We start from the raw sequence: 23,301 nt of genomic DNA, 5'->3' as shown, positions 1-23,301 counted from the left end.
CCTAGTCCCCCCAAACTCGTCAGGCCGCTCTCGCTTCGTCGGTCACGACGATCTGCAACCGGCCGATCTGCTCGATCAGCTCGCGCGTGCGCTCCGCCAACGCAGCGCTGGCGGACGAAGATTGCTCCGCCATAACGGCGTTCTCGCGTGTCGTTCGGTCGATGCGGCCGATCGTCGCGCAGATGTCGCCGAGGCTCGTCGAGTGCTCCTGCGACGACGCCGCGGCCTCGTCCACGAGCGCGCAGGTGGCCGAGGTCAGCTGGACGACGCCGGTCAGGGTTCGACTCGTCTCGTTCACGAGCGCGACGCCCTTTGCGACCTGCGCCTGCGACGTCGAGACGAGCACGCCGATCTGCTTGGCCGCCTCGAGCGCGCGCTGGGCGAGCGCGCGCACTTCCGAGGCGACAACCGCGAAGCCGCGGCCCGCCTCGCCGCTGCGCGCCGCCTCGACCCCGGCGTTGAGAGCGAGAAGGTTGGTCTGAAAGGCGATGTCGTCGATGAGGCCGACGATCTGACCGATTTCTCCGGACGAGGCCTCGATCGCGCTCATCGCCGTGATCGTCTCCCGCAGGACTTCGCCGCCCTCCCGCGCGCCCCCGCTGGCGCGCGTCACGAGATCGCGCGCCTTTGCAGTCGTTTGCGCGGTGCGCCTGATCGCGTCCGTCGATCGATCGAGATCGGCCGTCGCCCTCTCGAGGTCTACCGCCTGTCTTTCACTGCGCTCGGCGAGATGATCGGCCACCCGACCCGCTTCCTGTGTGCCGTCGAGCACCGCTCGGGAGTTCTTCGCGACCGCCGTCATGGCCTGTCCCAATCTTTCGACGGCGGTGTTGAAATCCGCCCGCAGCGGCTCGTAATCGCGGGCGAAAGGCGTTGCGAGCCGGATGGTGAAGTCGCCGTATGAGAGCCGCTCGAGCCCGCGCGCGAGCGAGGCGACGACCTTGGCCTGTTCGTCCGCCGTGCGGCGGCGCTCCAATTCGCTCGCTTCATGCAGCTCGGCCGCGAGACGGCGTTGCGTCTCTGCGTCCGCCTCGAGACGGCGCTTCTCCTGCTCCGCCGCCTCGAAGGCGCGCAGCGCCCTCGCCATGTCGCCGATCTCGTCGCGCCTCTCGACAAATGGAATGTCCGCGCCGAAGTCTTGCTCGGACGCCCGCTTCATTGCCAGGGCGATCGTCGCGAGCGGGCCTTGAATCTGCGTCGCGACGATCCAAAACGCGACTCCCAGCGCGATGACCACTGCGGCCGCCGGAACAACGAGCGTCAGCGTTTCGCCGAGGCTTCGCTCGGCTTCTTGCGCCCGGCGGTTGGCGGCGAGGCGCTCCAGCGTCACGCGCGCGAAAGCGTCCATATCGGCGATCATCCGCTCGCGATTGGCGACCGTCGCTTCGTCATTGGCCTGAAGCAGCGCCGCTTTCGGCGAGACACTGAGGCCGAGCTCGATGGTTTCGTTCTGATAGGCGATGAATTCTCGGACCGCGAGCGCGAGCTGCGTCCTCTGACTCTCCGTCAGGCGATGGTCGGCGCGCGACAGGAGCGCGTCGCTCGCCTCGTGCAAGCGAGTCAGCGCCTGTCGCAGTGTATCGAGTTTGCGCCCGAACTCGTTCTTTTCGTCCGCCGAAAAAACCGCATTCGCCGCGATCGCCGCGTGCTGGGTCGCCTGCACGAGGCCTCGCGCCATAGAGGCGAAGTCATAGGCCGCCTCTATCTCCTCTGTTTGTCGAGAGTGGAGGCGCGACTGCAAAACGATGAAAAAGGAGAGGCAAAGAGCGAGAGCGCCGAGCAGCGCGACTACGCCGCCGAGTTTGCGCGTGAGGCTGGATTTCATCGGGTCGAAAGCCGCTTTGAGAGGACGCTCGACCAATGCCCCGCCGCACCTTTCCAAAAAGCTAAGCCAGGAGCACTTAGACCCTTCTTTTTATGTGACAATTTGATGTCGGACCCGGATGTTCTCACATCGGAGGCCGCTCCGGCAATCGCACCGTCGCCAGCGCCAGCGCCGCCATGCCCTCCTGGCGGCCGGTGAAGCCGAGGCGCTCCGTCGTCGTCGCCTTCACCGCGACGCGGGAGACATCCACCTCCATGATCTTGGCGAGGCTCTCGCGGATCGCATCGCGATGTGGGCCGATCTTGGGCGCCTCGCAGACGATGGTGGCGTCGACATGGGCGATGATCCCGCCGCGCTCACGCACGCGCTTCGCCGCATAGGCGAGGAAGATGGACGAGGCGGCGCCCTTCCATTGCGGGTCGGAGGGTGGAAAATGCTTGCCGATGTCGCCATCGGCGAGCGCGCCGAGCAGAGCGTCGGTGATCGCGTGAGCGAGCACATCGGCGTCCGAATGGCCGGCGAGGCCTCGGGAATAAGGCACTGGAACGCCCCCGAGCCAGACCTTGTCTCCGGGGCCGAAAGCGTGGACGTCATAGCCCTGGCCGGTGCGGATGTCGGAGAGATCGCCGAGCACTTGCCTCTGCGCGCGCAAGAAGTCCTCCGCAGTCGTGAGCTTGAAATTGGCCGGATCGCCGGCGAACACGTGCACTTTGTGCCCCGCCGCTTCGGCGACCATGCCGTCGTCGGTGAGCTCCGCCCCGGCGCTGGCGGCGCGATGGGCGGAGAGGATCAGCGGAAAGGCGAAGGATTGCGGCGTCTGGACGCAGCGCAGCGCGGCGCGATCCGGCGTCGCAACGACCACTCCTGCGCCGTCGACCTGCTTTACCGTGTCGGTGAGCGGCAGGCCGGGAACGGCGGCGCCATGGGCGCGCGCGGCGTCGATGGCGCGGGCGACGAGGCCGGCGTCGACAAAGGGCCGGGCCGCGTCATGGATCAGCACGATCTCGGGCGCTTCGGCGAGCGAGGCCAGCGCCTCGAGCCCGTTGCGCGCGCTCTCCCGCCGGCTCGCGCCGCCGAGCGCGGGCGGAAGCAGCCGCGCCTTTGCGCCGGGCGCCAGAAGCGCGACGGCGTCCGCATAGAGCGCGTCGTCGTCGGGGTGAATCACCACCTGCAGCGCCGCCTCTGGCGCGGCCGCGTGCAGCGCCTCCAGCGTGCGCGTCAGAATGCTCTTGCCGAAAAGCGCACGATATTGTTTTGGAAGGCCGTCGCCGGCCCGGGAGCCGCGGCCGCCGGCGACGGTCAGAATTGCGATGGGGGAGGAGACGCTCATGGCCGTTCCTCTCTCGCGTTTTGGCTTTCGCGTCAATTTTCGCTAACGCAAAGAGCGATTTTCGGGGGATGTACTCATTGCGTACGTAAGGCTGTGCATATAGTGTAGGCATGATGAAAACTGATGAAATTATAGGCGAGACCCTGGGAGCCACGCCTTTGCGCATCGGTTCGCTTCATCTTCCCGGGCGCGCTCTGCTCGCGCCGATGGCCGGCGTGACGGACTCCGCCATGCGTCGCATCGCGCTGCGCTTCGGCGCCGCGGCGGCGGTCGGCGAGATGGTCGGCGCGAGCGCGCTGGCACGCGGCGATCTCGAGGCCCGCCAGCGTCTCGACGGCGCCGGGCTCGACGCTCATATCGTCCAGATCGCGGCGCGCGATCCCGCATCGATCGCCGAGACGGCGCGGCGCGCCGAGGCGGCGGGGGCGAAGCTCATCGACATCAACATGGGGTGTCCGTGCAAAAGGGTGACCGGCGGCCTCGCCGGCGCGGCGCTGATGCGCGATCCGGCGCTCGCCGCGTCGCTGGTGCGCGCCGCGGTCGGCGCGGTGACGGTTCCGGTCAGCGTCAAGATGCGGCTCGGCTGGGACGACGCCTCGCGCAATGCGGCCGAGCTGGCGCGCCTCGTCGAGAGCGAGGGCGCAGCGATGGTCACGGTGCACGGACGCACGCGCGCGCAATTTTATGAGGGCAGGGCGGATTGGAGCGCTATCGCCGAGGTGCGGCGGGCGCTGCGCATTCCGCTCGTCGCCAATGGCGACTGTGCGAGCCCTGAAGACGCCGCAGTGATGCTGGAGAGGTCCGGCGCCGATGCGGTGATGATCGGCCGGGCGGCGCTCGGCCGGCCCTGGCTCGTCGGCGAGGTCGCGCATTTTCTGGCTTCCGGCCACCGCAGGCCGGCGCTCAGCCGCGCGGCGCGGCTCGAGGCGGCGCTCGAGCATCTCGACGGCTTGCTCGGTCTGATGGGCGAAGCCGCTGGGCTGCGTCACGCGCGCAAGCATCTCGCAGCCTATGCCGATCACGCGCCGGAGGGCGGCGAGCGGCGGGCGCTGCGGCAGGCGCTCGTCTGCACGACGACCGCCGAGGAGGCCAAGCGCCTGCTCGCGCGGCTGTTCACGGCGGAGGCGCCGCGCGAGGCGGCGCTGGCGGGCTGATCTATCCATTCGTGCGCCGGACCGGCGCCCGTGTCTGCGTTGAGGAGTGCGAGGGGACGACATGACGGCCGAATCCAATCCGCACAAACGCCGGGGCGCTCTTCCGCCTCCGCTCGGGGCGCGCCTCAGAGTGATTTCCGAGGACAATCGCTCCTGCATCCTCGAAGCCTTGCCGAGCATTATTCTCGCCATCCGGCGGGACGGGGTGATCGCCGACGCCAATGCCGCGGCCGAGGCGTTCTTCGAGATCGGCAAGCCGATATTGATCGGCCAGGAGCTCGCCCGCCTGCTCGCTTTCGGCTCGCCGCTGGTGGCGCTGATCGAGCAGGTGCGCGAGCGCGGCGCCGCCATCAACGAATATCGCATCGACCTCGGCCGGCCGGGCGTCGACGGCGACCGCCGCGTCGATGTGCATTGCGCTCCGCTGCCGGACAGCGACGGCGGCGTGCTGGTGGTGCTGCAAGAACGCACCATTGCCGATAAAATAGACAGGCAGCTGACCCATAGGGGGGCGGCGCGGTCGGTTTCGGGGCTCGCCTCCATGCTCGCGCATGAGATCAAGAACCCGCTCTCCGGCATCAGGGGCGCGGCGCAATTGCTGGAGAGCTCGGTCGGCGACGAGGATCGGGCGCTGACGCGGCTCATCTGCGACGAGACCGACCGCATCGTGCGGCTCGTCGATCGGATGGAGGTGTTCTCCGACCAGCGCCCGCCGGAGCGCGACAAGGTCAATATCCACATCGTTCTCGACCATGTGAAGCGCGTGGCGCGCAGCGGCTTCGCCCGTCACATTCGCTTCATCGAGAACTACGATCCCTCGCTCCCGCCGGTGGCGGCCAACCGCGATCAGCTGATTCAGGTGTTCCTCAATCTGGTGAAGAACGCCGCCGAGGCGATCGGCGACGCGGTCGACGGCGAGATCGAGCTGTCGACGGCCTTTCGGCCGGGCGTGAGCCTTCGCACCATGGGCGAGGGACGGCCGGTCGGGCTGCCGCTCGAGTTCTGCGTGCGCGACAACGGCCGCGGCGTGCCGGAGGACATCGCCGCGCATCTGTTCGACCCGTTCGTCACCACCAAATCGTCAGGGAGTGGCCTCGGACTTGCACTAGTCGCCAAGATCGTGAATGACCACGGCGGCATCGTCGAATGCGAATCCCACCCGAGGCGAACCACTTTCCGTATCCTCATGCCCATGTATCGCAAAGACGACCATCGCAAAGACGACGAGCGCCGGACGCGCAAAGGTCCCGCCGAGAAGGAGGGGCGGTCGCCGCAAGACCGCCGTTCATGATGACATTCCGCTGGAGACGATGCCGATGACGCACGGCGAGATATTGGTCGCCGACGACGACGCCGCGATTCGCACGGTCGTAGCGCAGGCGCTTTCGCGCGCCGGCTACGAGGTGCGCACCACGGGCACCGCCGCGACCCTCTGGCGCTGGGTGCAATCGGGGGAGGGCGACCTCGTCGTCACCGATGTCGTGATGCCCGACGAGAACGCCTTCGAGCTTCTGCCGCGCATCAAGAAGCTGCGGCCCGATCTGCCGATCATCGTGATGAGCGCGCAGAACACCTTCATGACCGCGATCCGCGCCTCCGAGCGCGGCGCCTATGATTATCTGCCGAAACCCTTCGATCTGAAGGAGCTCGTCGGCATCGTCGGCCGCGCTATGGCCGAGCCGCGCAAGAAGGGCGAGATCGACGGGCCGGACGAGATGGAGGGCATGCCGCTGGTCGGCCGCTCGCCCGCCATGCAGGAGATCTATCGCTCGCTGGCGCGACTGATGCAGACCGATCTCACCGTGATGATCAACGGCGAATCCGGCACCGGCAAGGAGCTGGTGGCCCGCGCTCTGCATGATTACGGCAAGCGCAAGAAGGGCCCGTTCGTCGCCATCAACATGGCGGCGATCCCGCGCGACCTGATCGAGAGCGAATTGTTCGGCCACGAGAAGGGGTCGTTCACGGGCGCCAATCAGCGCTCGATCGGCCGTTTCGAGCAGGCCGAGGGCGGCACTCTGTTCCTCGACGAGATCGGCGACATGCCGATGGAGGCGCAGACGCGGCTTTTGCGCGTGCTGCAGCAGGGCGAATATACGACCGTCGGCGGCCGCACGCCGATCAAGACCAATGTCCGCATCATCGCCGCCACCAACAAGGATCTGCGCGCGCTGATCCAGCAGGGCCTCTTCCGCGAGGACCTCTATTTCCGTCTCAACGTGGTGCCGTTGCGCCTGCCGCCCTTGCGCGAGCGCACCGAGGATGTTCCCGACCTCGTGCATCATTTCTTCAAGGTCGCGGCGAGCGAGGGGCTGCCGCAGAAATATATCGAGCAGGCGGCGCTCGACCGGATGAAGCGCTACCGCTGGCCCGGCAATATTCGCGAGCTCGAGAATCTGATCCGCCGGCTCGCCGCTCTGCATCCGCAGGAGGTGATCACCGAGGCGGTGGTGGAGCTCGAGCTCGAGCACGAGATGCGCCAGGCCTCGCCGGGCGATCGCGCGGCCGCGAGCGCCGGCGGCGAGCGTCCGCTGGACAAGGATGTGACGCTCTCGACCTCGGTCGAGCAGCATCTCGCCAAGCTGTTCCGCGACCATGGCGAGCGCCTGCCGCCGCCCGGGCTCTATCATCGGGTGATCCGGGAGATCGAGGTGCCGCTGATCTCGGCGGCGCTGGCGGCGACGCGCGGCAATCAGATCAAGGCCGCCGAGCTGCTCGGCCTCAACCGCAACACGCTGCGCAAGAAGGTCAACGACCTCGACATCCGGCTGATGCGCTCGCCGCGGTGACCAATGTCGCGTCGTCAGCCTTTCATCTGTTGATCGGTCGGCAAAACGGATACGCGGATACGATCATGCGCCGGCGGGAGCTTCGCCGGCTGCATCACCCCTTCGGGAACAGCAACGGCTCATAGTCCATCGCGCCATGCAGCACATGGATCACGTCTACGGTTTCAATCCCGATCCGGTAGAAGATCAGATAATTGCCGTGGACGCGGCGGCGGATGCCGGCGTGCTCGTAGCGCGGCGCGAGAGGGAATCGCTTCGACATGGAGCCGAGTCCCTCGCACGCCTCCCTAAGCTCCTCTATGAAGGAAACGGCCCTCGAGGGGCTTTCTTCAGCGATATGCTCGCCGATCGCTTCGAGGTCGGCTTCGGCTTGCTCGGTGACAACGACGATCATGGGCCCTCGGCTTCCGCCTTGGCCCTGAATTTCGCCTTCAGCCGGTCGAAGACGGCGCCCGCGGGTTTGGCGCGCCCGGCGTCGGCGTCTGCGACGCCTCGGGCGATCGAGGCGTCCAGAGCGGCAAGACGCGCCTCTCTCTCCTGGATGAGGCGGACCCCCTCCCGTAAAACCTCGCTCTTCGAGTTATAGCGGCCTGAGGCTACCAGTTGGACGACGAACGCTTCCAATTGGCTTCCCAAGTCTGCGCTGATGGCCATGGCGCGACCCTTTCCATATAGGAACTCACGACCCTTTCCTTACAGGAACGAATATCGTAGGCCAATAACTGTTATCAAATCGCTTCTGGCAGGGCATCGCGATCCACGGATCGCCTCACCCTCTTCATTCACCGTCGGGCGATCTGACCAACCTCGTCAGGCCCCGCTTCCGCAACGCCGCAAGGCGACCAATTGCTGCGGCGTCGACCCGAGCGATGCTGCGCGAGCGTCGCGCCTGATTGATTCGACTTCTATCGCGACCTATACAGGCGCATGTCCATGGCGGGAGACATAGACAGCGCCGCGCCGGCGTGGCGCGCGCTGCGCTCGTGGTTCGGGCCGATCGCCGTTGTCGGCGCCGTCGCCTGCGCGCTCGTCACCTTCTTCATCATGGCCGAGCTGACGCCGATCGCCCCCACCGGCGACGTCGTCTTCGTGCTCTTCCTCGTCGATGCGGTCGCGCTGGTCCTGCTCGTCGCTCTGGTGGTGACCAAGGCCGGCGCGCTCATCAGCGCATGGCGGCGTGGCGAGGCGGCGGCGGGCCTCCACATCCGCGTCGTCGGCTTCTTCTCTGTGCTGGCGCTCGCGCCGGCGATCATTCTGGCGGTCGTCGGCTCGATCACGCTGGAGCGCGCGCTCAATCCGAAATTCCTGGCGATGGTCAAGACCTCGGTCCACAGCACGGCCGAAGCGGCGCGCGTGTTCCGCGAGACGCAATGCCGCTCGCTGCTGCAGGAGGCGCAGCTCTCGGCCTCCGATCTCGACCGCGCCCGCGCCATGTTCACCGCCGACCGCGGCCTGTTTCACGAATTCTTCGCCTCGCGCGCGCGCTTTCTCGGCTTCTCGGTCGCCGCCATTGTCACCACCAAGGGCGAGATCGTCGAGCGCGTCGATGTCGCGCAGGACGGCTCGGCGATCATCATCGCGCCGCCGCAGTCGGATTTCGACGACGCGCGCAAGGGCGAGCCCCTGTGCCTCGTCATCGACGACGGCCGCACCTTCGTCGCGCTGCGGCCGCTGTCCTCCTATCCCGACACATTCCTCTATGCGACGCGCCCGGTCGATCCCTTCGGCGTGCAATTCCCCGAGCAGGCGGCGAGCCTCATCGCCACTTACGACGCCTTCGACGCCTATCGCGGCGCGGTGAAGAAAGCCTTCGTGGTGATGTATGCGCTGCTGGCGATGATCATGCTGCTGTCGGCGGTCTGGCTCGGCCTCGATTTCGCCAATCGGCTGGTCGCGCCCATCCGCGCGCTGATCGCCGCGACCGATCAGGTCTCGGCCGGCAATCTCGACGTGCGCGTCGAGGTCGAGCGCTCGCAGGGCGATCTCGCCCATCTCGGCGACGTCTTCAACAACATGACCACCGAGCTCGAGCAGCAGCAGCGCCGGCTGATCTCGGCCAATCGGCAGATCGACGAGCGCCGCCGCTTCACCGAGGCGGTGCTGTCGGGCGTGCCGGCCGCCGTGCTCGGCGTCGACACGGACGGGCGGATCAATGTGCTCAACCGCTCCGCAGAGGAGCTTCTCGTCGGCGGGCAGAAGAGCGCCGCCGCCGCCGCGATCGGCAAGCGGGCGGCCGAGGCGCTGCCCGAGATCGCGCCCATTCTCGCCGACGCCGCCGAGGCCTTTCCGCGCCCCATCCAGCGCCAGATCATGATCCGCCGCGGCGGCAAGGAGCTGACCTTCGCTGTGCGCGTCACCTCGGCGAGCACCGGGGAAGGGGATACCGATTTCGTCGTGACGCTCGACGACATCACCGATCTCGTCGTCGCGCAGCGCACCTCCGCCTGGGCCGATGTCGCCCGCCGCATCGCCCATGAGATCAAGAATCCGCTGACGCCGATCCAGCTCTCGGCGGAGCGGCTGAAGCGCAAATACGGCAAGCACATCACCGTCGATCGCGACATCTTCGACCAATGCACCGACACGATCGTGCGGCAGGTCGACGACATCAAGCGCATGGTCGACGAGTTCTCCTCCTTTGCGCGCATGCCCAAGGCGCGCCCCGAGCGCGACGACCTCTGCGAATGCGTTCGCCAGGCCGCCTTCCTGCTGCGCGTCGCCCACAACGACGTCGAGATGACGCTGAATTTGCCGGAGGCGCCGGTTCTCGCCTTCTTCGACCGGCGGCTGTTGTCGCAGGCGATCACCAATATCGTGAAGAACGCCGCCGAGAGCATCGCCGCGCGCGACGAGAGCGCGGCGCAAGAGCAAAAGCGCATCGAGATCGCGCTCGCCACGCATGACGGCATGGCGCAGATCGACGTGATCGACAATGGCAAGGGTTTTCCCGCCGTCAACCGCCAGCGCCTGCTCGAGCCTTATATGACGACGCGGGCGGAGGGCACGGGCCTCGGCCTGCCTATTGTCGCCAAGATCATCGAGGACCATGGCGGACGGCTCGATCTGCTCGACGCGCCGTCGGGCAGGGGCGCCTGCGTGCGCCTCATCCTGCCGCTCGGCGGAGAGGTCGCGCGAGACGAGCCGGCGCCGGTCCGCGCCATCTGAACCGCGCCTCGTGAATGGTGAAGGAAATGGTCAGCGACATACTCATCGTCGACGATGAAGAAGACATCCGCGAGCTCGTCGCCGGCATTCTCGGCGACGAGGGCCATGGCGTGCGCACGGCCAAGGATTCCGATTCGGCCCTCGCGGCGATCGAGGCGCGCCGGCCGCATCTCGTCTTTCTCGACATCTGGCTGCAAGGCTCGCGGCTCGACGGCATGCAGGTGCTGGAGCAGGTGCAGCAGCAGCACAAAGGCCTGCCCGTGGTGATGATCTCGGGCCACGGCAATATCGAGACGGCTGTGAGCGCCATCAAGCTCGGCGCCTATGACTTCATCGAGAAGCCGTTCAAGGCCGATCGCCTCGTGCTCGTCGCCGAGCGGGCTCTCGAGGCGTCGCAGCTGCGCCGCGAGGTCAGCGCGCTGCGCCAGCGCTCCGGCGCCTCGGACCGCATCGTCGGCAGCTCGCTGCCCGCGCATCAGCTGCAGCAGCTGATCGCTCGCGTCGCGCCGGTCAACTCGCGCGTCCTGATCACCGGCCGGCCGGGCTCGGGCAAGGAACTCGCGGCGCGCTGCATCCACGCCGCCTCGGCGCGCGCCGGCGGGCCCTTCGTCGTCATCAATGCGGCGACCATCACGCCGGAGACGATGGAGATCGAGCTGTTCGGCCGCGAGGGCGGCGACGGCCCGCTGAAGATCGGCGCGCTCGAGGAGGCCCATGGCGGCACGCTCTTCCTCGACGAGATCGCCGATATGCCCAAGGACACGCAGTCCAAGATTCTGCGCGTTCTAGTCGAGCAGCAGACGTTCCAGCGCGTCGGCGGAACGACGCGCGTGCAAGTAGATGTGCGGATCATCTCCTCCTCCGCCCGCGATCTTCCCGCCGCGATCGAGGAGGGGACGCTGCGAGAGGATCTGTTCCATCGGCTGCAGGTGATGCCGATCCGCGTGCCCTCGCTCGCCGAGCGGCGCGAGGACATTCCCGAGCTCATCGATTTTTTCATGGAGCAGCTCTCGGCGACGACCGGCATGGCCCGCCGCAAGATCAGCTCCGACGCGCTCGCCGTGCTGCAATTGCACGATTGGCCCGGTAATATTCGCCAGCTGCGCAATAATGTGGAGCGGCTGATGATCCTCGCCGTGGGCGACGCCGGCGCCGAGATCACCGCTGACATGCTGCCGCCGGATGTCGGCGAGCTTGTGCCGGCGACGCCGGCGGGCGTGCGCGGCGAGAAACTGATGAGCCTGCCGCTGCGCGAGGCGCGCGAAGTGTTCGAGCGGGAATATCTGATCGCCCAGCTCAACCGTTTCAGCAATAATATTTCACGTACGGCCGAATTTATCGGCATGGAGCGCTCGGCGTTGCATCGAAAATTGAAGTCGCTCGGCATCGAATGAGAGCTTTCCGCCGCAAATCGCGGCGTTACAAGAGCTTGTGAAAGTTTCCTATTGGCTCGGGCGCTGTTTCGCTCTAGCCCCTCTTATTCGTGACGGTCCGATTTTTTGCATCGTCGGGCCGTTCGGCTCGCGGGCCGCGCGGGGGCGTTCGGCTTTTTCACCGCTTCGAGGATCGCACTTTCGGGAACGCGTTGGGAGGAATGGGAGAGACGAGAGGGGGCGCGCCGCCCCGTCGATCATGGTCCTGCGGGCATGAGCAGCGCCGCCGGCATGGAGCAGAAGAGATCGGCCTCGGGGCAGGCGGCGGCGAAGGCGAGGCGCACGCGGCTCGCGGTCTCGATCACGCGCGCGGCGATCTTCAGCAATCGCAGGCGCAGAGTCGAGAACTCGGCTTTGGCGAGGTCGCGCGGGCGCGGGATCGCGTCGCGCACGCCGAGCATCAGCCAATAGGCGGCGGTGTGCAGGACGAGGCGCACCTGATTGGCGAGCGCCGAACGACACGAGGTTCGATCGGAGCAAAGCTGCGTCTTGTGCAGCTTGATGAGATTCTCCGCCTGTCCGCGCGCGCAGTAGAGACTCTCATAGAGCCATTGCGGCGCGCCATGCGCGCGATTGGTGACGATGAAGCGAATGTCGAGGCCGAGCCGCGTCGCCTCGATGCGGGCGATCGCGCGGCGCTCTCTGTCCCAGGACTTGGCCCGGTGACGCGTCTCGGCATAGCCTCGCACGACGTCCTTGTCGTCGAGGGCGCGCTCGACGCGGACGGCGTCCGCCGTCTCCTCGACCTTCTTGGACAGCGGCTTGGTTCCGGGAAGGCCGAAGACGTAATCGACGCCGTGATCCTCGCACCAGGCCATCGCCTCGGGCCGCGCATAATGCCCGTCGCCGCGAAACAGGATGCCCGTCGTCGGCCAAGACTTGCGGATATGCCGCACGAGCCGGCGCAGATGCGCTCTCACCTCGACGCCGGACGGCGTCTTGCCCGGGCGCAGGATCATAACGACGGGACGGCTCTGCTCGGTGTCATAGACATGGATCGGCAGAAAGCAGCGCTCGTCATAATGGGCGTTGAACAACGACAATTGCTGATGGCCATGCGCGATGTCGCAGGTGTCGTCGATGTCGAGTGTGACCGAAGATGGCGGCTTCTCGTAGGAGGCCATCCATTGGTCGACGAGCGCATAGGTCAGGCGGATCACGTCGCGCAGGGCCGGCGCGTTCTCGAGCCGCGACAGCGTCGGCTGCGAAGCGAGATCGCGGCCCGTGTCGGGCAGGCGCCCGCAGGCGAGCTTGAACGCCGGATCGGAGCGCAGAAAATCGAGATCGTCGGCGTCCTCATAGCCGCAGCCGATCGCGAAGATGCGGGCGCGGATCATATCGGCGAGCGTGTGGGTGATGCGCGCAGGATCGCGGCGATCGGGAAAGCAGCGCGCCAGCCGTTCGGCGACGCCGAGCCGGCGCTCCGCCATGGCGAGCAGCATGACGCCGCCGTCCGAGGAGATGCGGCCGCCGTCGAAAGCGGCTGTGATTTTCTTGCCCTGGACGGCTGGAAACGAGAAGGCGGGGAACGTATCGTCTGTCATGGCGGGCGTGGCAGGCCGGTGCAGCGGGAAAGGGTTGGTGTCAACAACCAAATCCTACGCCGTTTCAGTGATCTATGCTACGCTCGCCACCCTTCCAACAGCGCCTTCATGAATAAGACGGGCTAGTGGAGGCGAAGCTCGCCGTCGCAGTTGCGTCGCAACGTTCGGCCACGATCCGCAGAGTCCAGCCGACCGAGGGAGGGCGGCTGCGCGCAGACTCGCGGCTTGCGCAATGCGCGGCCCCGGTCTCTAATGCGGCGCCGGACGACTTGGATGGGACGTGAGCGGCGGAAGTCGCCCGGAAACGAAAAAAAGAGAACAGGATAGCCGATGTCCTCGGAACGCGCGCAGAACCTGCAGGATACTTTTTTGAACTTCGTGAGGAAAAACAAGGTTCCGCTCACGATTTTCCTCGTGAATGGCGTCAAGCTTCAAGGCATTGTGACCTGGTTCGACAATTTTTGTCTGTTGCTGCGGCGCGACGGCCATTCGCAGCTCGTCTACAAACATGCGATTTCCACTATCATGCCCGGTCATCCGATCCATATGTTCGAGCCGGGAGACGATTCCGAGGCCGCGGAGAAGCAGCGCTAGAGCGCTTTCCGATCGAACGGGACCGTTCGATCGACCAGAATTCGCTCAAACGAGAGAATGCTAGAGCGCTTTCCGATCGGGCGCTTCGAGAGGCGAGCCTGAAGGCTCGCGGTCCAGGGGCGCGCTTTGGACCGCGAGCCTTCAGGCTCGCTCTCCTGGGGGCGTCGAAGTGATGACGCAGGCTGGCGACCGTCGAGGATGGATTGAACGATAGAGGCTCAGGTTCTGAAGGCCGCGCGCCGGGGCGGGAGGATGACCGCACGCGCGCGCTCGTCGTCGGCCCTTATCTCACGCGCGGCGGCGCCGCCGATCTCGCCACGCGAGATCCACAGGCGCGCCTCGCCGAGGCGGCCGGCCTCGCCGAGGCGATCGACCTCGACATCGCCGAGCCGATCCTGGTCTCGCTGTCGCAGGTGCGGCCGTCGACCTTTCTCGGCAAGGGCAAGGTCGAGGAGATCGCCGACGCCGTGAAGAACGCCGAGGCGACGCTGGTGACGATGGATTGCCAGCTCTCGCCGGTGCAGCAGCGCAATCTCGAGAAGGCGTGGGGCGCCAAGGTCATCGACCGCACCGGCCTCATCCTCGAGATTTTCGGTCGCCGCGCCCGCACCAAGGAGGGCGCGCTGCAGGTGGAGCTCGCCCATCTCGAATATCAGAAATCCCGCCTCGTGCGCAGCTGGACCCATCTCGAGCGCCAGCGTGGCGGCTTCGGCTTTCTCGGCGGTCCCGGCGAGACGCAGATCGAGACCGACCGCCGCCTGATCGAGGAGCGCATGGCGCGCATCGAGCGCGACCTCGAGCAGGTGAAGCGCACACGCGGCCTGCATCGCAAGAACCGCCGCGAGGTTCCCTATCCGGTCGTCGCTCTGGTCGGCTACACCAACGCCGGCAAATCGACGCTGTTCAACCGGCTCACCAAGGCCGGCGTGCTCGCCGAGGACATGCTGTTCGCGACGCTGGATCCGACCTTGCGGCAGATCCGTCTGCCGCATGGCGCGAAAGTTCTGCTGTCGGACACCGTGGGCTTCATCTCCGATCTGCCGACCATGCTGATCACCGCCTTCCGCGCCACTCTCGAAGAAGTGATGCTCGCCGATGTCGTGCTGCATGTGCGCGACGTCTCGCATGAGGATTGGGAGGCGCAGGCCGAGGATGTCGAGGCGATCCTCGCCGAGCTCGGCCTCTCGGGCGAGGCCGGCGCGCGCATTCTCGAAGTGTGGAACAAGATCGACGCGCTCGATCCCGAGCGGCTCGCCGCGCTCGCCGTCGCCGCGGAAAGCGCGCAGGGCAGGGAGCGTCCGTCGCTCGTCTCGGCGCTGACCGGGGAGGGGCTGGAGGCGCTGCTGGAGCGGATCGAGCAGCGTCTCGCCGAGGGGCGCGTCGAGCTGGAGATCGCGCTCGATCCCGCCGATGGCGAAGGCTTCGCCTGGCTGCATTCGCATGCCGAGGTGCTGGGCCGCGAGACGCTCGCCGATGGAAGCGCGCGTCTCGTGGTGCGGGTCGCCCCGGAGCGCTTCGACACGGTGACGCGGCGTTTTCCGCAGGCCGAGGTTTTTCAGGGCGCGGCCGAACGGCGCCACGCCGGGAGATAAAGTGATGGGGGCAAAAGGGCGAGCCTGAAGGCTCGCGGTCCGGAGCCCGCCCCCTGGACCGCGAGCCTTCAGGCCGCTCTCGAGGCTCGCTACATCCAAAGGACGAGGCCTGGAGTCTCACATCGATACGAAAGGGATTTCCGATGGATCGCATTTTTCTGGCGGTCGCCATTTTGTCCGAGGTCGCGGCGACGTCGGCGCTGAAATCGAGCGAAGGGTTTTCGCGGCTCCTGCCCTCGATCATCGTCGTGATCGGCTATGGGGTGTCCTTCTTCCTGCTGTCGCTGGCGCTGCGCAGCATTCCGGTGGCGGTCGCCTATGCGATCTGGTCGGGCGTCGGCCAAGCGCTGATCGCCGCCGTCGCCTGGTTCGCCTTTCGCCAGACGCTGAACGCCGGAGAGCTCGCCGGCATGGGCCTCATCGTCGCCGGCGTCGTGACGCTCGGCTTCTTCTCCAACGGCGCGCATTGAGCGGAAAAAGCAATTCGGGGTGCGCAAGCTTCGGGTCGCGCGCGTTGGACCGCGAGTCTTCAGGCTCGCATCTCGAGCGCGTTCTCAGCGACTGCGCTCATGCGCGCTCGGCCGCTTTCGCCGCCCGCCAGAGCTCCTCCATCTCGTCGAGCGTCGCGCTCTCCGGATCGCCGCCGCGCTCCGCCAGAGCCTGCTCGATGAAACGAAAGCGCCGCTCGAATTTGGCGTTGGCGCCGCGCAGCGCCTGCTCGGGATCGGCGTCGACATGCCGCGCCAGATTGGCGACGGCGAACAGAAGATCGCCGATCTCGTCGGTGAGAGCGGGCGAGGGCGCGCCGGCCAGCAACTCCTGCTCCACCTCCTCGGTCTCCTCGCGAATTTTCGCCAGCACCAACCGCGCGTCGTTCCAGTCGAAGCCGACCTCGCAGGCCTTGCGCTGCAATTTGACCGCGCGTGTAAGCGCGGGCAGAGCGAGCGGAACCCCTTCGAGCCGGCTCGGCGCAGCGGCCTCGCCGCGGGCGTCGGCGCGCGCCGCTTTCTCGCGCGCCTTGATCGCATTCCATTGCGTCACCACTGCATCGGCGCTCGCCGCGGTCGCGTCGCCGAACACATGCGGATGGCGCCGCACCAGCTTGGCGGCGATGGCGTCGATCACATCGCCGAAGGCGAAGGCGCGCCGCTCCTCGGCCATGCGGGCGTGAAACACGACCTGAAGCAGCAGATCGCCCAGCTCATCCTTCAGATCATCGAGATCGCCGCGCTCGACCGCCTCGGCGACCTCATAGGCCTCCTCGATCGTGTAGGGCGCGATGGAGCGGAAATTCTGCTCGAGGTCCCAGGGACAGCCGGTCACGGGCGTCCGCAAGGCGGCCATAATGTCGAGGAGACGCGCGAGACGGTCCTGCGTCATGTGCTCCTCTTTCGGTGCTTCACGAAAAAAGGCGGCGGCGCGGTGTTTTGACGCATGGGCGCGCGTTGAATGACTGGCAAAGGCGCGGGCTTTTGCTCTAGACTGACGGCGTCGGCATCGACGACGCCTTAAGCCTTTCCGCCCAAGGCAGCAGTCGGTCCGAGGGTCCGGGGCGAACCGCCTTGCAACGACAGCGCCTCGGACCCGTCCAACGAATCCGAAGCGTCTTGTCGGTCTCGAGGCTTATCGCCTCGACGTGGCGCGCGATCAGTCCAGAGTGATCGACAGGGCCTCACGGCCCTTGGCGGTGTCGACGACCTGCATCGTCACCGGCTGGCCTTCGGCGAGATGATTGACGCCGGAGGGGCCGAGGATCGAGATGTGAACGAAGACGTCCTTGCCGCCGTCGTTCGACTGCACGAAGCCGAAGCCCTTGGTCTCGTCGAACCATTTGACCTTGCCGGACACCGACACGGCCGTCGACGGATCGGGAGCCTGCCGGCGCGGCGGACGATCGAACCCGCCGCCGCGTGACGGGGGGGCTCGCTCGCTGGTCGCGCTGGACAGATCGACCTCGAGCACGCGCGACACCTGCTGGCCCTTGACCGAGCTGGTGACGGTGACCTTCAGCTTGGCGCCGGGAGGCAGAGCGTCATAGCCGGCGGCCTGGACGGCGCCGATATGCAGGAAGGCGTCGCCGGTGCCATTGCCGAGCTCGACAAAGCCGAAGCCTTTCTCGGGCTTGAACCATTTGACGACGGCGTCGACGGTGGGCTCGTTGCCAGTCGGGGGCGGCGCCGAATCGGCGAAACCGCCGCCTCCGAACGGCGAACGCGGCGGCCGGCTCGGCCGCGGCGCGTCATAGCTGTAAGGGGCGTCGTCGTCGAACCCGCGCTTCCTGGGGCCCCGGAAATCTCGACCTTTGCTGCTCATGTGTATGTACTCGTCTCCGCCATCCGCCTGAAGACCGCTATAGCCACATGCACGGTCTCTCGTCGGGGGCCGGAGCCCCGACGACGCGCGAAGCCGCCGGCCTCTATCGGAGAGCCGGATCCGCTGCGTTGGTAACTGTGCCAGTTGAATGCCATATAGTCCCGCGCAATGGCCTTTTTACCAGAAAATCGACCGTCCTGGCTAGTTGAAATCGCGGAACGCCGGAAATTTCCCGAGCCCCGCTTTTGGTCGAGGGCTCGGCTCTCTTTGAATTCAATCCTCTATGAACATAATCGCGCGGCTCGGCGGCGCCGGCGGCGCGCTCGTCGCTCGCTCGCCGAGCCGATCGGCGTCCAACAGGGGCGGGACCTTCGAGCGATCGGAGAAGTCCTCGCAGGATCAATCGTCTGGGCGCATATGATTCGCATAATCGATATTATGGAACCTAAAAACGCGGGTTGGCGGAGGCGGGCGCGCCGCTCGAGTTTCCGAACTGGCCCCGAACGCTATCATGCCCGGCGGCGCCGTCGCCGCCGGACTCGAATCATGGATAAGGAAGGATTGGCGCGCGGCGCCGCCGGTCAGAGCTCGATTCGCAGGCCGTCATAAGCCGGCGTCACATGCTCCGGCAGCATTGCAGCGAGCGCGTGATAGTCGAGATCGACATGCAGATCGGTCAGGATCGCGCGGCGCGGCTTGAAATGGGCGATCCATTCCAGCGCCTCGCCGACGGAGAGATGCGTGCCGTGCCGCTTGTGGCGCAGCGCGTCGATGATCCAGACATCCAGCCCCTCGAGATGGCGGAAGCTCTCCTTCGGCACCGAATTGAGGTCGGGCGTGTAGGCCAGTCCGCCGATGCGGAAGCCGAGCGCGTCCATGTCGCCGTGATCGAGCCGGAACGGCATGGCCTCGACGACGCCTCCAGGCCCGTCGACGGCGATCTCGCGGCCGAGATGGATGCGATGCTCGTCGAGCAGCGGCGGATAAAAGCTGCCGGGAGGCGTCTCGAAGATATAGTCGAACCGCGAGGTCAGCATCTTCGCCGTCGGCTCGTCCAGATAGGCCGGAATGCGGCGGCCGCTCTCCAGCACCAGCCCGCGCACATCGTCGACGCCATGAGTGTGGTCGGCGTGCGGATGCGTGAACAAGATGGCGTCGAGATGATCGACCGCAGCGTCGATCAATTGCTCGCGCAGATCCGGCGACGTGTCGATGAGCACATTGGTGCGCGATTCGCCCGTCGTTCGCGCGGCCAGGATCGAGCAGCGCCGGCGGCGATTCTTCGGATTGCTCGGGTCGCACGCGCCCCAGCCCTGGCCGACGCGCGGCACGCCGCCCGACGACCCGCAGCCGAGGATGGTGACGACGAGGCTCATTCGGCCGCCTGCGAGGACTGGCGGTCCGCGCCCGGACCGCGAGCCTTCTGGCTCGCATCCTCCTGCGGCCGCGTCATCTTGGCGAACAGCCGCAGCGCATTGGCGGTCGTCTGCGCCGCCATCTCCTCGAAGGAGACGCCCTTGACCTCCGCCAGCACGCGCGCCGTATCGGCGACATAGGCCGGCTCGTTGCGCTTGCCGCGATGCGGCGTCGGCGCGAGAAAGGGCGCGTCGGTCTCCACCAGCAGCCGCTCCATCGGCACGTCGCGGGCGATGTCGCGCAGATTCTGCGCGCTCTTGAAGGTCACGACGCCGGAAAAGGAGATGGAGAGGCCGAGCTCGATCGCCGTGTCGGCCAGCGCGCGCGTGCTGGTGAAACAATGGATCAGGGCCGGGAAGGGCCCCTTCCCCATTTCCTCGCGCAGAATCGCCGCGCAATCTTCGTCGGCGTCGCGCGCATGGATGACAAGCGGCAAGCCGCTCTCGCGCGCCGCGGCGATGTGGGTGCGGAACACGCGATGCGCCAGATCGCGCGACGCCTTGTCGTGGAAATAATCGAGCCCCGCCTCGCCCAGCCCCACGCATTTCTCGTGACGCGACAGCTCGACGAGCTCGGCGACGCTGGCCTCGGGCTCCTCATGCGCATGAATGGGATGCGTGCCAACGGTGCAGAACACATCCTCAAAACGCTCGGCGACGGCGAGGACCCCCGCGTATTTCCCGACATGGGTCGAGATAGTGATGAAGCGCGCGACACCCTGCGCGCGCCCGCGCGCGATGACCTCGTCCTGTTCGGGAGCGAAATCGGGGAAGTCGAGATGGCAATGGGTGTCGATGAGCATTCGTCCAACGCCTCGTTACGGGCAATCCGTCATATGCGCATCGCCCGGCCCGGCGCGCAGCGAGCGCGCGACGCGCGTCACCAGCGGATCGAGCTTCTTCTTCTGCGCCGCCGGATAATCGATGGCGACGCTGTTCCAGACCGTCCCATTACAGGAGAGCAGCGCCTTTCGATAGAAAATTCGATCGCCTTTCGTTCCCGACACCGCGAGCCAGTCTTTGGCCCGCCGCCGATAGGTGACAGTCTCGCCCTTGCCCGGCGCCAGCCGATCAGCGAACTCCTGCGCCTTCTGATCGGTCCGAAAGCCGCCGGAGACGGTGATCTGCGCGCGTCCGTCGGGCGAGGCGAAGACGCGGCCGTCGTCATTCTCCGGCGCCTCGCCCATGGTCCAATCCGCCGGCACGTCGGCCGTCGTCCCGAACCGCGCGTTACGATATTGGCGCCAGCTCTCGGCGAGCGCTGCGCTCGCGAGGAGAACGACCGCCATCGCTCCGAGAAGCCCGCGCCAATGGCCCTTCCCCATTTCAAGCCTCCGCTTCAGCCTTTGTCTCCCGCCTCGGCCTCCTCCACATAACGCGGAAACACGGGCGCCGGCGCCGGCAGCGGCGCGCCGGAGACGAGCGCATGCGTCTCGCCGGCCGACGCGAAGCCGCGCGCCGACTCGGCGACGCCGAGCAGGTTCAGAAGGCTCGCAGCCGCGCTCGGAATGAACGGCTGCAGCGGAATCGCCAGCCGCCGCAGCGCCTCCGCCGTCACATAGAGGATGGTCTCCATGCGCTTCGGATCGGTCTTTTTCTTCGTCCAGGGCTCCTCGCCGGCGAAATAGCGGTTGGCGTCGCCGACAACGCCGAAGATCTCGGCGAGCGCCAGATGCGGCGCATAGGCGTCGATCGCCGCTCTCGCCTTCTCCAGCGCCGCCGCGGCCTCTGCCAGCAGCGCCCGGTCGGCCTCGGTCAATTCGCCCGGGCTCGGAACCTTGCCGCCGCAATTCTTGGCGATCATCGACAGCGAGCGCTGCGCCAGATTGCCGAGGTCGTTGGCGAGATCGGCGTTGATGCGGTTGACGATCGCCTCGTGCGAATAATTGCCGTCCTGGCCGAAAGGAATCTCGCGCAGGAAGAAATAGCGCAGCTGGTCGACGCCATAGCGCGTCGCAAGATCGATCGGATCGACGACATTGCCGAGCGATTTCGACATCTTCTCGCCGCGGCTGAACAAAAAGCCGTGCACGACGATCTGCTTCGGGAGCGGCGCGCCGGCCGACATCAGAAAGGCCGGCCAATAGATGGCGTGGAAACGGGTGATGTCCTTGCCGATCACATGGGCGTTCGCCGGCCAGAAGCGGGTCCGATCCCCCTCCCCGGTCAGAAAGCCGGTCGCGGTGATGTAATTGGTGAGCGCGTCGACCCACACATACATCACATGCTTGGCGTTCGTCTCCGGCTTCTCCGGAACCGGAATGCCCCAGTCGAAAGTGGTGCGGCTGATCGAGAGATCGGAGAGGCCGCGCTTCACGAAGGCGACGATCTCGTTTTTATATTTGTCCGGCGTGATGAAATCGGGATGCGCCTCGTAATGGGCGAGCAGCCGATCCGCATAAGCGGAGAGCTTGAAGAACCAGCTCTCCTCCTCCACCCATTCGACCGGCGTTCCGGTCGGCGCGAGCTTCTTGCCCTCGACCTCCGAGATCTCGCTCTCGTCGTAATAGGCCTCGTCGCGGACGGAGTACCAGCCGCAATATTTGGCGAGATAGATGTCGCCCGCCGCCTCCATGCGCCGCCAGATTTCCAGCACGGTCGCGGCATGGCGCGGCTGGGTGGTGCGCACGACGTCGTCGGCGAGCGCGTTCAGCGTCTCGCCCATGGTCTGGAACTGCGCGGCGGTGCGGTCGGCGAGCTGCTGGGGCGTCAGCCCCTCGCGCTCGGCGGTGCGCTGCATCTTCTGGCCGTGCTCGTCCATGCCGGTGACGAACAGCACGTCATAGCCGTCGAGCCGCTTGAAGCGGGCGAAGGCGTCGGTGGCGATCCGCTCATAGGCGTGACCGATATGGGGGCGCCATTCGCATAGGGAATGGCGGTGGAGATCATGTATGTCGGACGTTCGGCCATGCCGCTGGTCTAGCGCGCTTTGCCGCGCCGCGAAAGCGCGGAGAACGGCGGAACGCGAAGATCGCGCCCCCGCCCCGGACCGCGCGCCTCCGGCTCGCATCTTCGCAGCGCCGCCGTCTCGACCAGATTGCCCTCTCGTGCGAAGCTTTCGCCCTCCCCGAAGCTTCGGAACGCCCGCCATGCCTATCATCGTCGACTGGAACGAACTCACTCTCGCCCATGAATTCGTCAGCACCAACGGCGGCGGCGACGCAGAGGCGTTCTTGCGCCGGGAGTCGGGCATGATCTACTGGCGCTCCATAGATATCGAGGATTTCGAGGAGCTGCCCGACGACCTCGACGACGAGGAAAAATATCTGGCGATTCCAGGCAAACGGCAGCTCGATCTCGGCAAGCAGCTCGTGCTCGATTTCGCGCGCGAACGCCTGCCGGACCTTTACGACGATATTCGCGACATCTTCCGCCGCAAGGGCGCCTATGGGCGCTTCAAGGGTCTGCTGGAGCGCAGAGGCGCGCTCGAGGACTGGCACGCGTTCGAGGCGAAGGCGCAGGAACAGGCGCTGAAGGAGTGGTGCGAGGAGAATGGGATCGAAATCAAGGGCGAGTGAGCGGCGCCGCCCGCTTGCTCGAAATCGCCCGAGCAGTCATCGCGAGCGAAGCGATCCAGAGGCGAGGGGCCGCGTCTTCCGATATTTCGCGGCGGCTCTGGATTGCTTTGTCGCTGCGCGCCTCGCATTGACGGCCCCCCGATGGTCGCGGGTTTGTTGTGAATCAGTAGAACTAAGCCGGTTCTAGATCAGCTAACACCATCGATCAAACTCAGAAATCGTTCTCGGAGCAGTTGGTCCGCAAGAAAGCTTTCGCGCTTTCCGATATGCCCGGTTGATCGAAAACGCTAGCGATCTTGGCACAGCTTATTTTCTTTGGACGACCAGCGCCAACTTTATATACGCCGTCTAGATCGGTGGGGCTTTTACGGTTCAGGGCAATCCAAATATAAGGGAATTTTTCGTCCTCAGAAGGGATAGCGAGCAAGCGTAGGCCGTTTTGTTCAACGAGAAAGGGGGGCGCGATAACTTTGTCTCGGTAAAAAAGCTCGACTCCCTGCATTGCCGCATATGTGGCTTTTTGATCGGTTACGCCATCAACCCCGAACAACTTCCAACAATAGTACATAGCTCCAGATAAAAGCAAACCAAGCATGCCGAGTTTAAAAAAAAGACTCATTAGATACGCT

At 66.1% G+C, this 23,301-nt stretch carries 20 protein-coding genes and 1 pseudogene; 9 read left to right on the top strand and 12 right to left on the bottom strand.

All coding sequences use genetic code 11. From position 1 onward, the window contains the following. Nucleotides 1–19: 19 nt before the first annotated feature. Nucleotides 20–1,825: a methyl-accepting chemotaxis protein gene (locus CQW49_RS01685; protein ID WP_024749371.1), complete on the bottom strand. Its 1,806-nt coding sequence runs from the start codon at nucleotides 1,823–1,825 to the stop codon at nucleotides 20–22. Nucleotides 1,826–1,949: 124 nt separating this feature from the next. Further along, the gene (locus CQW49_RS01680; RefSeq protein ID WP_003613216.1) at nucleotides 1,950–3,155 is read right to left on the bottom strand and encodes a bifunctional 2-C-methyl-D-erythritol 4-phosphate cytidylyltransferase/2-C-methyl-D-erythritol 2,4-cyclodiphosphate synthase; all 1,206 of its coding nucleotides are present in this window, start codon (nucleotides 3,153–3,155) and stop codon (nucleotides 1,950–1,952) included. A gap of 158 nt (nucleotides 3,156–3,313) precedes the next feature. On the opposite strand from CQW49_RS01680, the gene dusB reads away from it, so the two are divergent. From dusB to ntrC, 3 genes are all read left to right on the top strand, one after another. Further along, entirely contained in the window at nucleotides 3,314–4,309 is a 996-nt protein-coding gene (gene dusB / locus CQW49_RS01675) for a tRNA dihydrouridine synthase DusB (RefSeq protein WP_003613218.1), read from the top strand. 61 nt (nucleotides 4,310–4,370) lie between these two features. Then, complete coding sequence (locus CQW49_RS01670; RefSeq protein ID WP_003613220.1) at nucleotides 4,371–5,600, top strand: two-component system sensor histidine kinase NtrB; 1,230 nt, start codon at nucleotides 4,371–4,373, stop codon at nucleotides 5,598–5,600. A 25-nt stretch (nucleotides 5,601–5,625) separates the two neighbouring features. Continuing rightward, nucleotides 5,626–7,098, top strand: coding sequence for a nitrogen regulation protein NR(I) (gene ntrC / locus CQW49_RS01665; RefSeq protein WP_003613222.1), 1,473 nt, complete (start codon nucleotides 5,626–5,628; stop codon nucleotides 7,096–7,098). Between the two features lie 94 nt (nucleotides 7,099–7,192). Here the strand turns inward: ntrC and CQW49_RS01660 are convergent, their stop codons facing one another. Together CQW49_RS01660 and CQW49_RS01655 are read right to left on the bottom strand one after the other, a co-directional pair. After that, nucleotides 7,193–7,492 carry a type II toxin-antitoxin system RelE/ParE family toxin gene (locus CQW49_RS01660; RefSeq protein ID WP_003613224.1) on the bottom strand — a complete coding sequence of 100 codons (300 nt, stop codon included), beginning with the start codon at nucleotides 7,490–7,492 and terminating at the stop codon, nucleotides 7,193–7,195. Further along, nucleotides 7,489–7,752: a type II toxin-antitoxin system ParD family antitoxin gene (locus CQW49_RS01655; protein ID WP_003613226.1), complete on the bottom strand. Its 264-nt coding sequence runs from the start codon at nucleotides 7,750–7,752 to the stop codon at nucleotides 7,489–7,491. Before CQW49_RS01655 ends, CQW49_RS01660 begins: the two co-directional genes overlap by 4 nt. Nucleotides 7,753–8,025: 273 nt before the next feature. Here CQW49_RS01655 and CQW49_RS01650 point away from each other — a divergent pair, with 273 nt between their 5' ends. Together CQW49_RS01650 and ntrX are read left to right on the top strand one after the other, a co-directional pair. Continuing rightward, complete coding sequence (locus CQW49_RS01650) at nucleotides 8,026–10,263, top strand: sensor histidine kinase NtrY-like (RefSeq protein ID WP_024749372.1); 2,238 nt, start codon at nucleotides 8,026–8,028, stop codon at nucleotides 10,261–10,263. Between the two features lie 26 nt (nucleotides 10,264–10,289). Then, nucleotides 10,290–11,657 carry a nitrogen assimilation response regulator NtrX gene (gene ntrX, locus CQW49_RS01645; protein ID WP_024749373.1) on the top strand — a complete coding sequence of 456 codons (1,368 nt, stop codon included), beginning with the start codon at nucleotides 10,290–10,292 and terminating at the stop codon, nucleotides 11,655–11,657. 236 nt (nucleotides 11,658–11,893) lie between these two features. Here ntrX and CQW49_RS01640 read toward each other — a convergent pair whose 3' ends face one another. Beyond that, a complete protein-coding gene (locus CQW49_RS01640; RefSeq protein WP_003616184.1) occupies nucleotides 11,894–13,240 on the bottom strand; it encodes an IS1380 family transposase in 1,347 nt (448 codons plus the stop codon). A gap of 330 nt (nucleotides 13,241–13,570) precedes the next feature. Here CQW49_RS01640 and hfq point away from each other — a divergent pair, with 330 nt between their 5' ends. The 3 genes from hfq (at nucleotide 13,571) to CQW49_RS01625 (ending at nucleotide 15,896) form a co-directional block, all read left to right on the top strand. Further along, nucleotides 13,571–13,834: an RNA chaperone Hfq gene (gene hfq, locus CQW49_RS01635; RefSeq protein WP_003610732.1), complete on the top strand. Its 264-nt coding sequence runs from the start codon at nucleotides 13,571–13,573 to the stop codon at nucleotides 13,832–13,834. 203 nt (nucleotides 13,835–14,037) lie between these two features. After that, complete coding sequence (hflX, locus tag CQW49_RS01630; RefSeq protein ID WP_003610733.1) at nucleotides 14,038–15,426, top strand: GTPase HflX; 1,389 nt, start codon at nucleotides 14,038–14,040, stop codon at nucleotides 15,424–15,426. A 143-nt stretch (nucleotides 15,427–15,569) separates the two neighbouring features. Continuing rightward, nucleotides 15,570–15,896 (top strand): DMT family transporter, encoded by a 327-nt coding sequence (locus CQW49_RS01625; RefSeq protein ID WP_003610734.1) that lies wholly within the window; start codon nucleotides 15,570–15,572, stop codon nucleotides 15,894–15,896. A gap of 97 nt (nucleotides 15,897–15,993) precedes the next feature. Here CQW49_RS01625 and mazG read toward each other — a convergent pair whose 3' ends face one another. The 6 genes and pseudogenes from mazG to metG all read right to left on the bottom strand — a co-directional run bounded on the left by mazG (nucleotide 15,994) and on the right by metG (nucleotide 22,043). Beyond that, nucleotides 15,994–16,806 carry a nucleoside triphosphate pyrophosphohydrolase gene (gene mazG / locus CQW49_RS01620; RefSeq protein ID WP_003610735.1) on the bottom strand — a complete coding sequence of 271 codons (813 nt, stop codon included), beginning with the start codon at nucleotides 16,804–16,806 and terminating at the stop codon, nucleotides 15,994–15,996. A 267-nt stretch (nucleotides 16,807–17,073) separates the two neighbouring features. Continuing rightward, entirely contained in the window at nucleotides 17,074–17,739 is a 666-nt protein-coding gene (locus tag CQW49_RS01615; RefSeq protein ID WP_003610736.1) for a cold-shock protein, read from the bottom strand. Between the two features lie 581 nt (nucleotides 17,740–18,320). Then, nucleotides 18,321–19,115: an MBL fold metallo-hydrolase gene (locus CQW49_RS01610; RefSeq protein ID WP_003610737.1), complete on the bottom strand. Its 795-nt coding sequence runs from the start codon at nucleotides 19,113–19,115 to the stop codon at nucleotides 18,321–18,323. Further along, nucleotides 19,112–19,957, bottom strand: a complete 846-nt coding sequence (locus CQW49_RS01605; RefSeq protein WP_003610738.1) for a TatD family hydrolase — start codon at nucleotides 19,955–19,957, stop codon at nucleotides 19,112–19,114. The genes CQW49_RS01610 and CQW49_RS01605 overlap by 4 nt, the downstream gene beginning before the upstream one ends. 15 nt (nucleotides 19,958–19,972) lie before the next feature. After that, entirely contained in the window at nucleotides 19,973–20,479 is a 507-nt protein-coding gene (locus CQW49_RS01600) for a hypothetical protein (protein ID WP_003610740.1), read from the bottom strand. 14 nt (nucleotides 20,480–20,493) lie between these two features. Further along, a pseudogene (gene metG, locus CQW49_RS01595) lies at nucleotides 20,494–22,043 on the bottom strand (methionine--tRNA ligase). Nucleotides 22,044–22,243: 200 nt separating this feature from the next. On the opposite strand from metG, the gene CQW49_RS01590 reads away from it, so the two are divergent. Continuing rightward, nucleotides 22,244–22,672, top strand: coding sequence for a UPF0158 family protein (locus tag CQW49_RS01590; protein WP_003610744.1), 429 nt, complete (start codon nucleotides 22,244–22,246; stop codon nucleotides 22,670–22,672). 211 nt (nucleotides 22,673–22,883) lie between these two features. On the opposite strand, the gene CQW49_RS01585 is transcribed toward CQW49_RS01590, so the two are convergent. Beyond that, on the bottom strand, nucleotides 22,884–23,291 hold the full coding sequence (locus CQW49_RS01585; protein WP_003610746.1) for a hypothetical protein: 408 nt from the start codon (nucleotides 23,289–23,291) through the stop codon (nucleotides 22,884–22,886). Nucleotides 23,292–23,301: the final 10 nt, after the last annotated feature.

Source organism: Methylosinus trichosporium OB3b (assembly GCF_002752655.1).
GTDB lineage: Bacteria > Pseudomonadota > Alphaproteobacteria > Rhizobiales > Beijerinckiaceae > Methylosinus > Methylosinus trichosporium.
The sequence above is the reverse complement of the archived record's forward strand: the minus strand, read 5'-3'. Positions and strand labels throughout refer to the sequence as shown.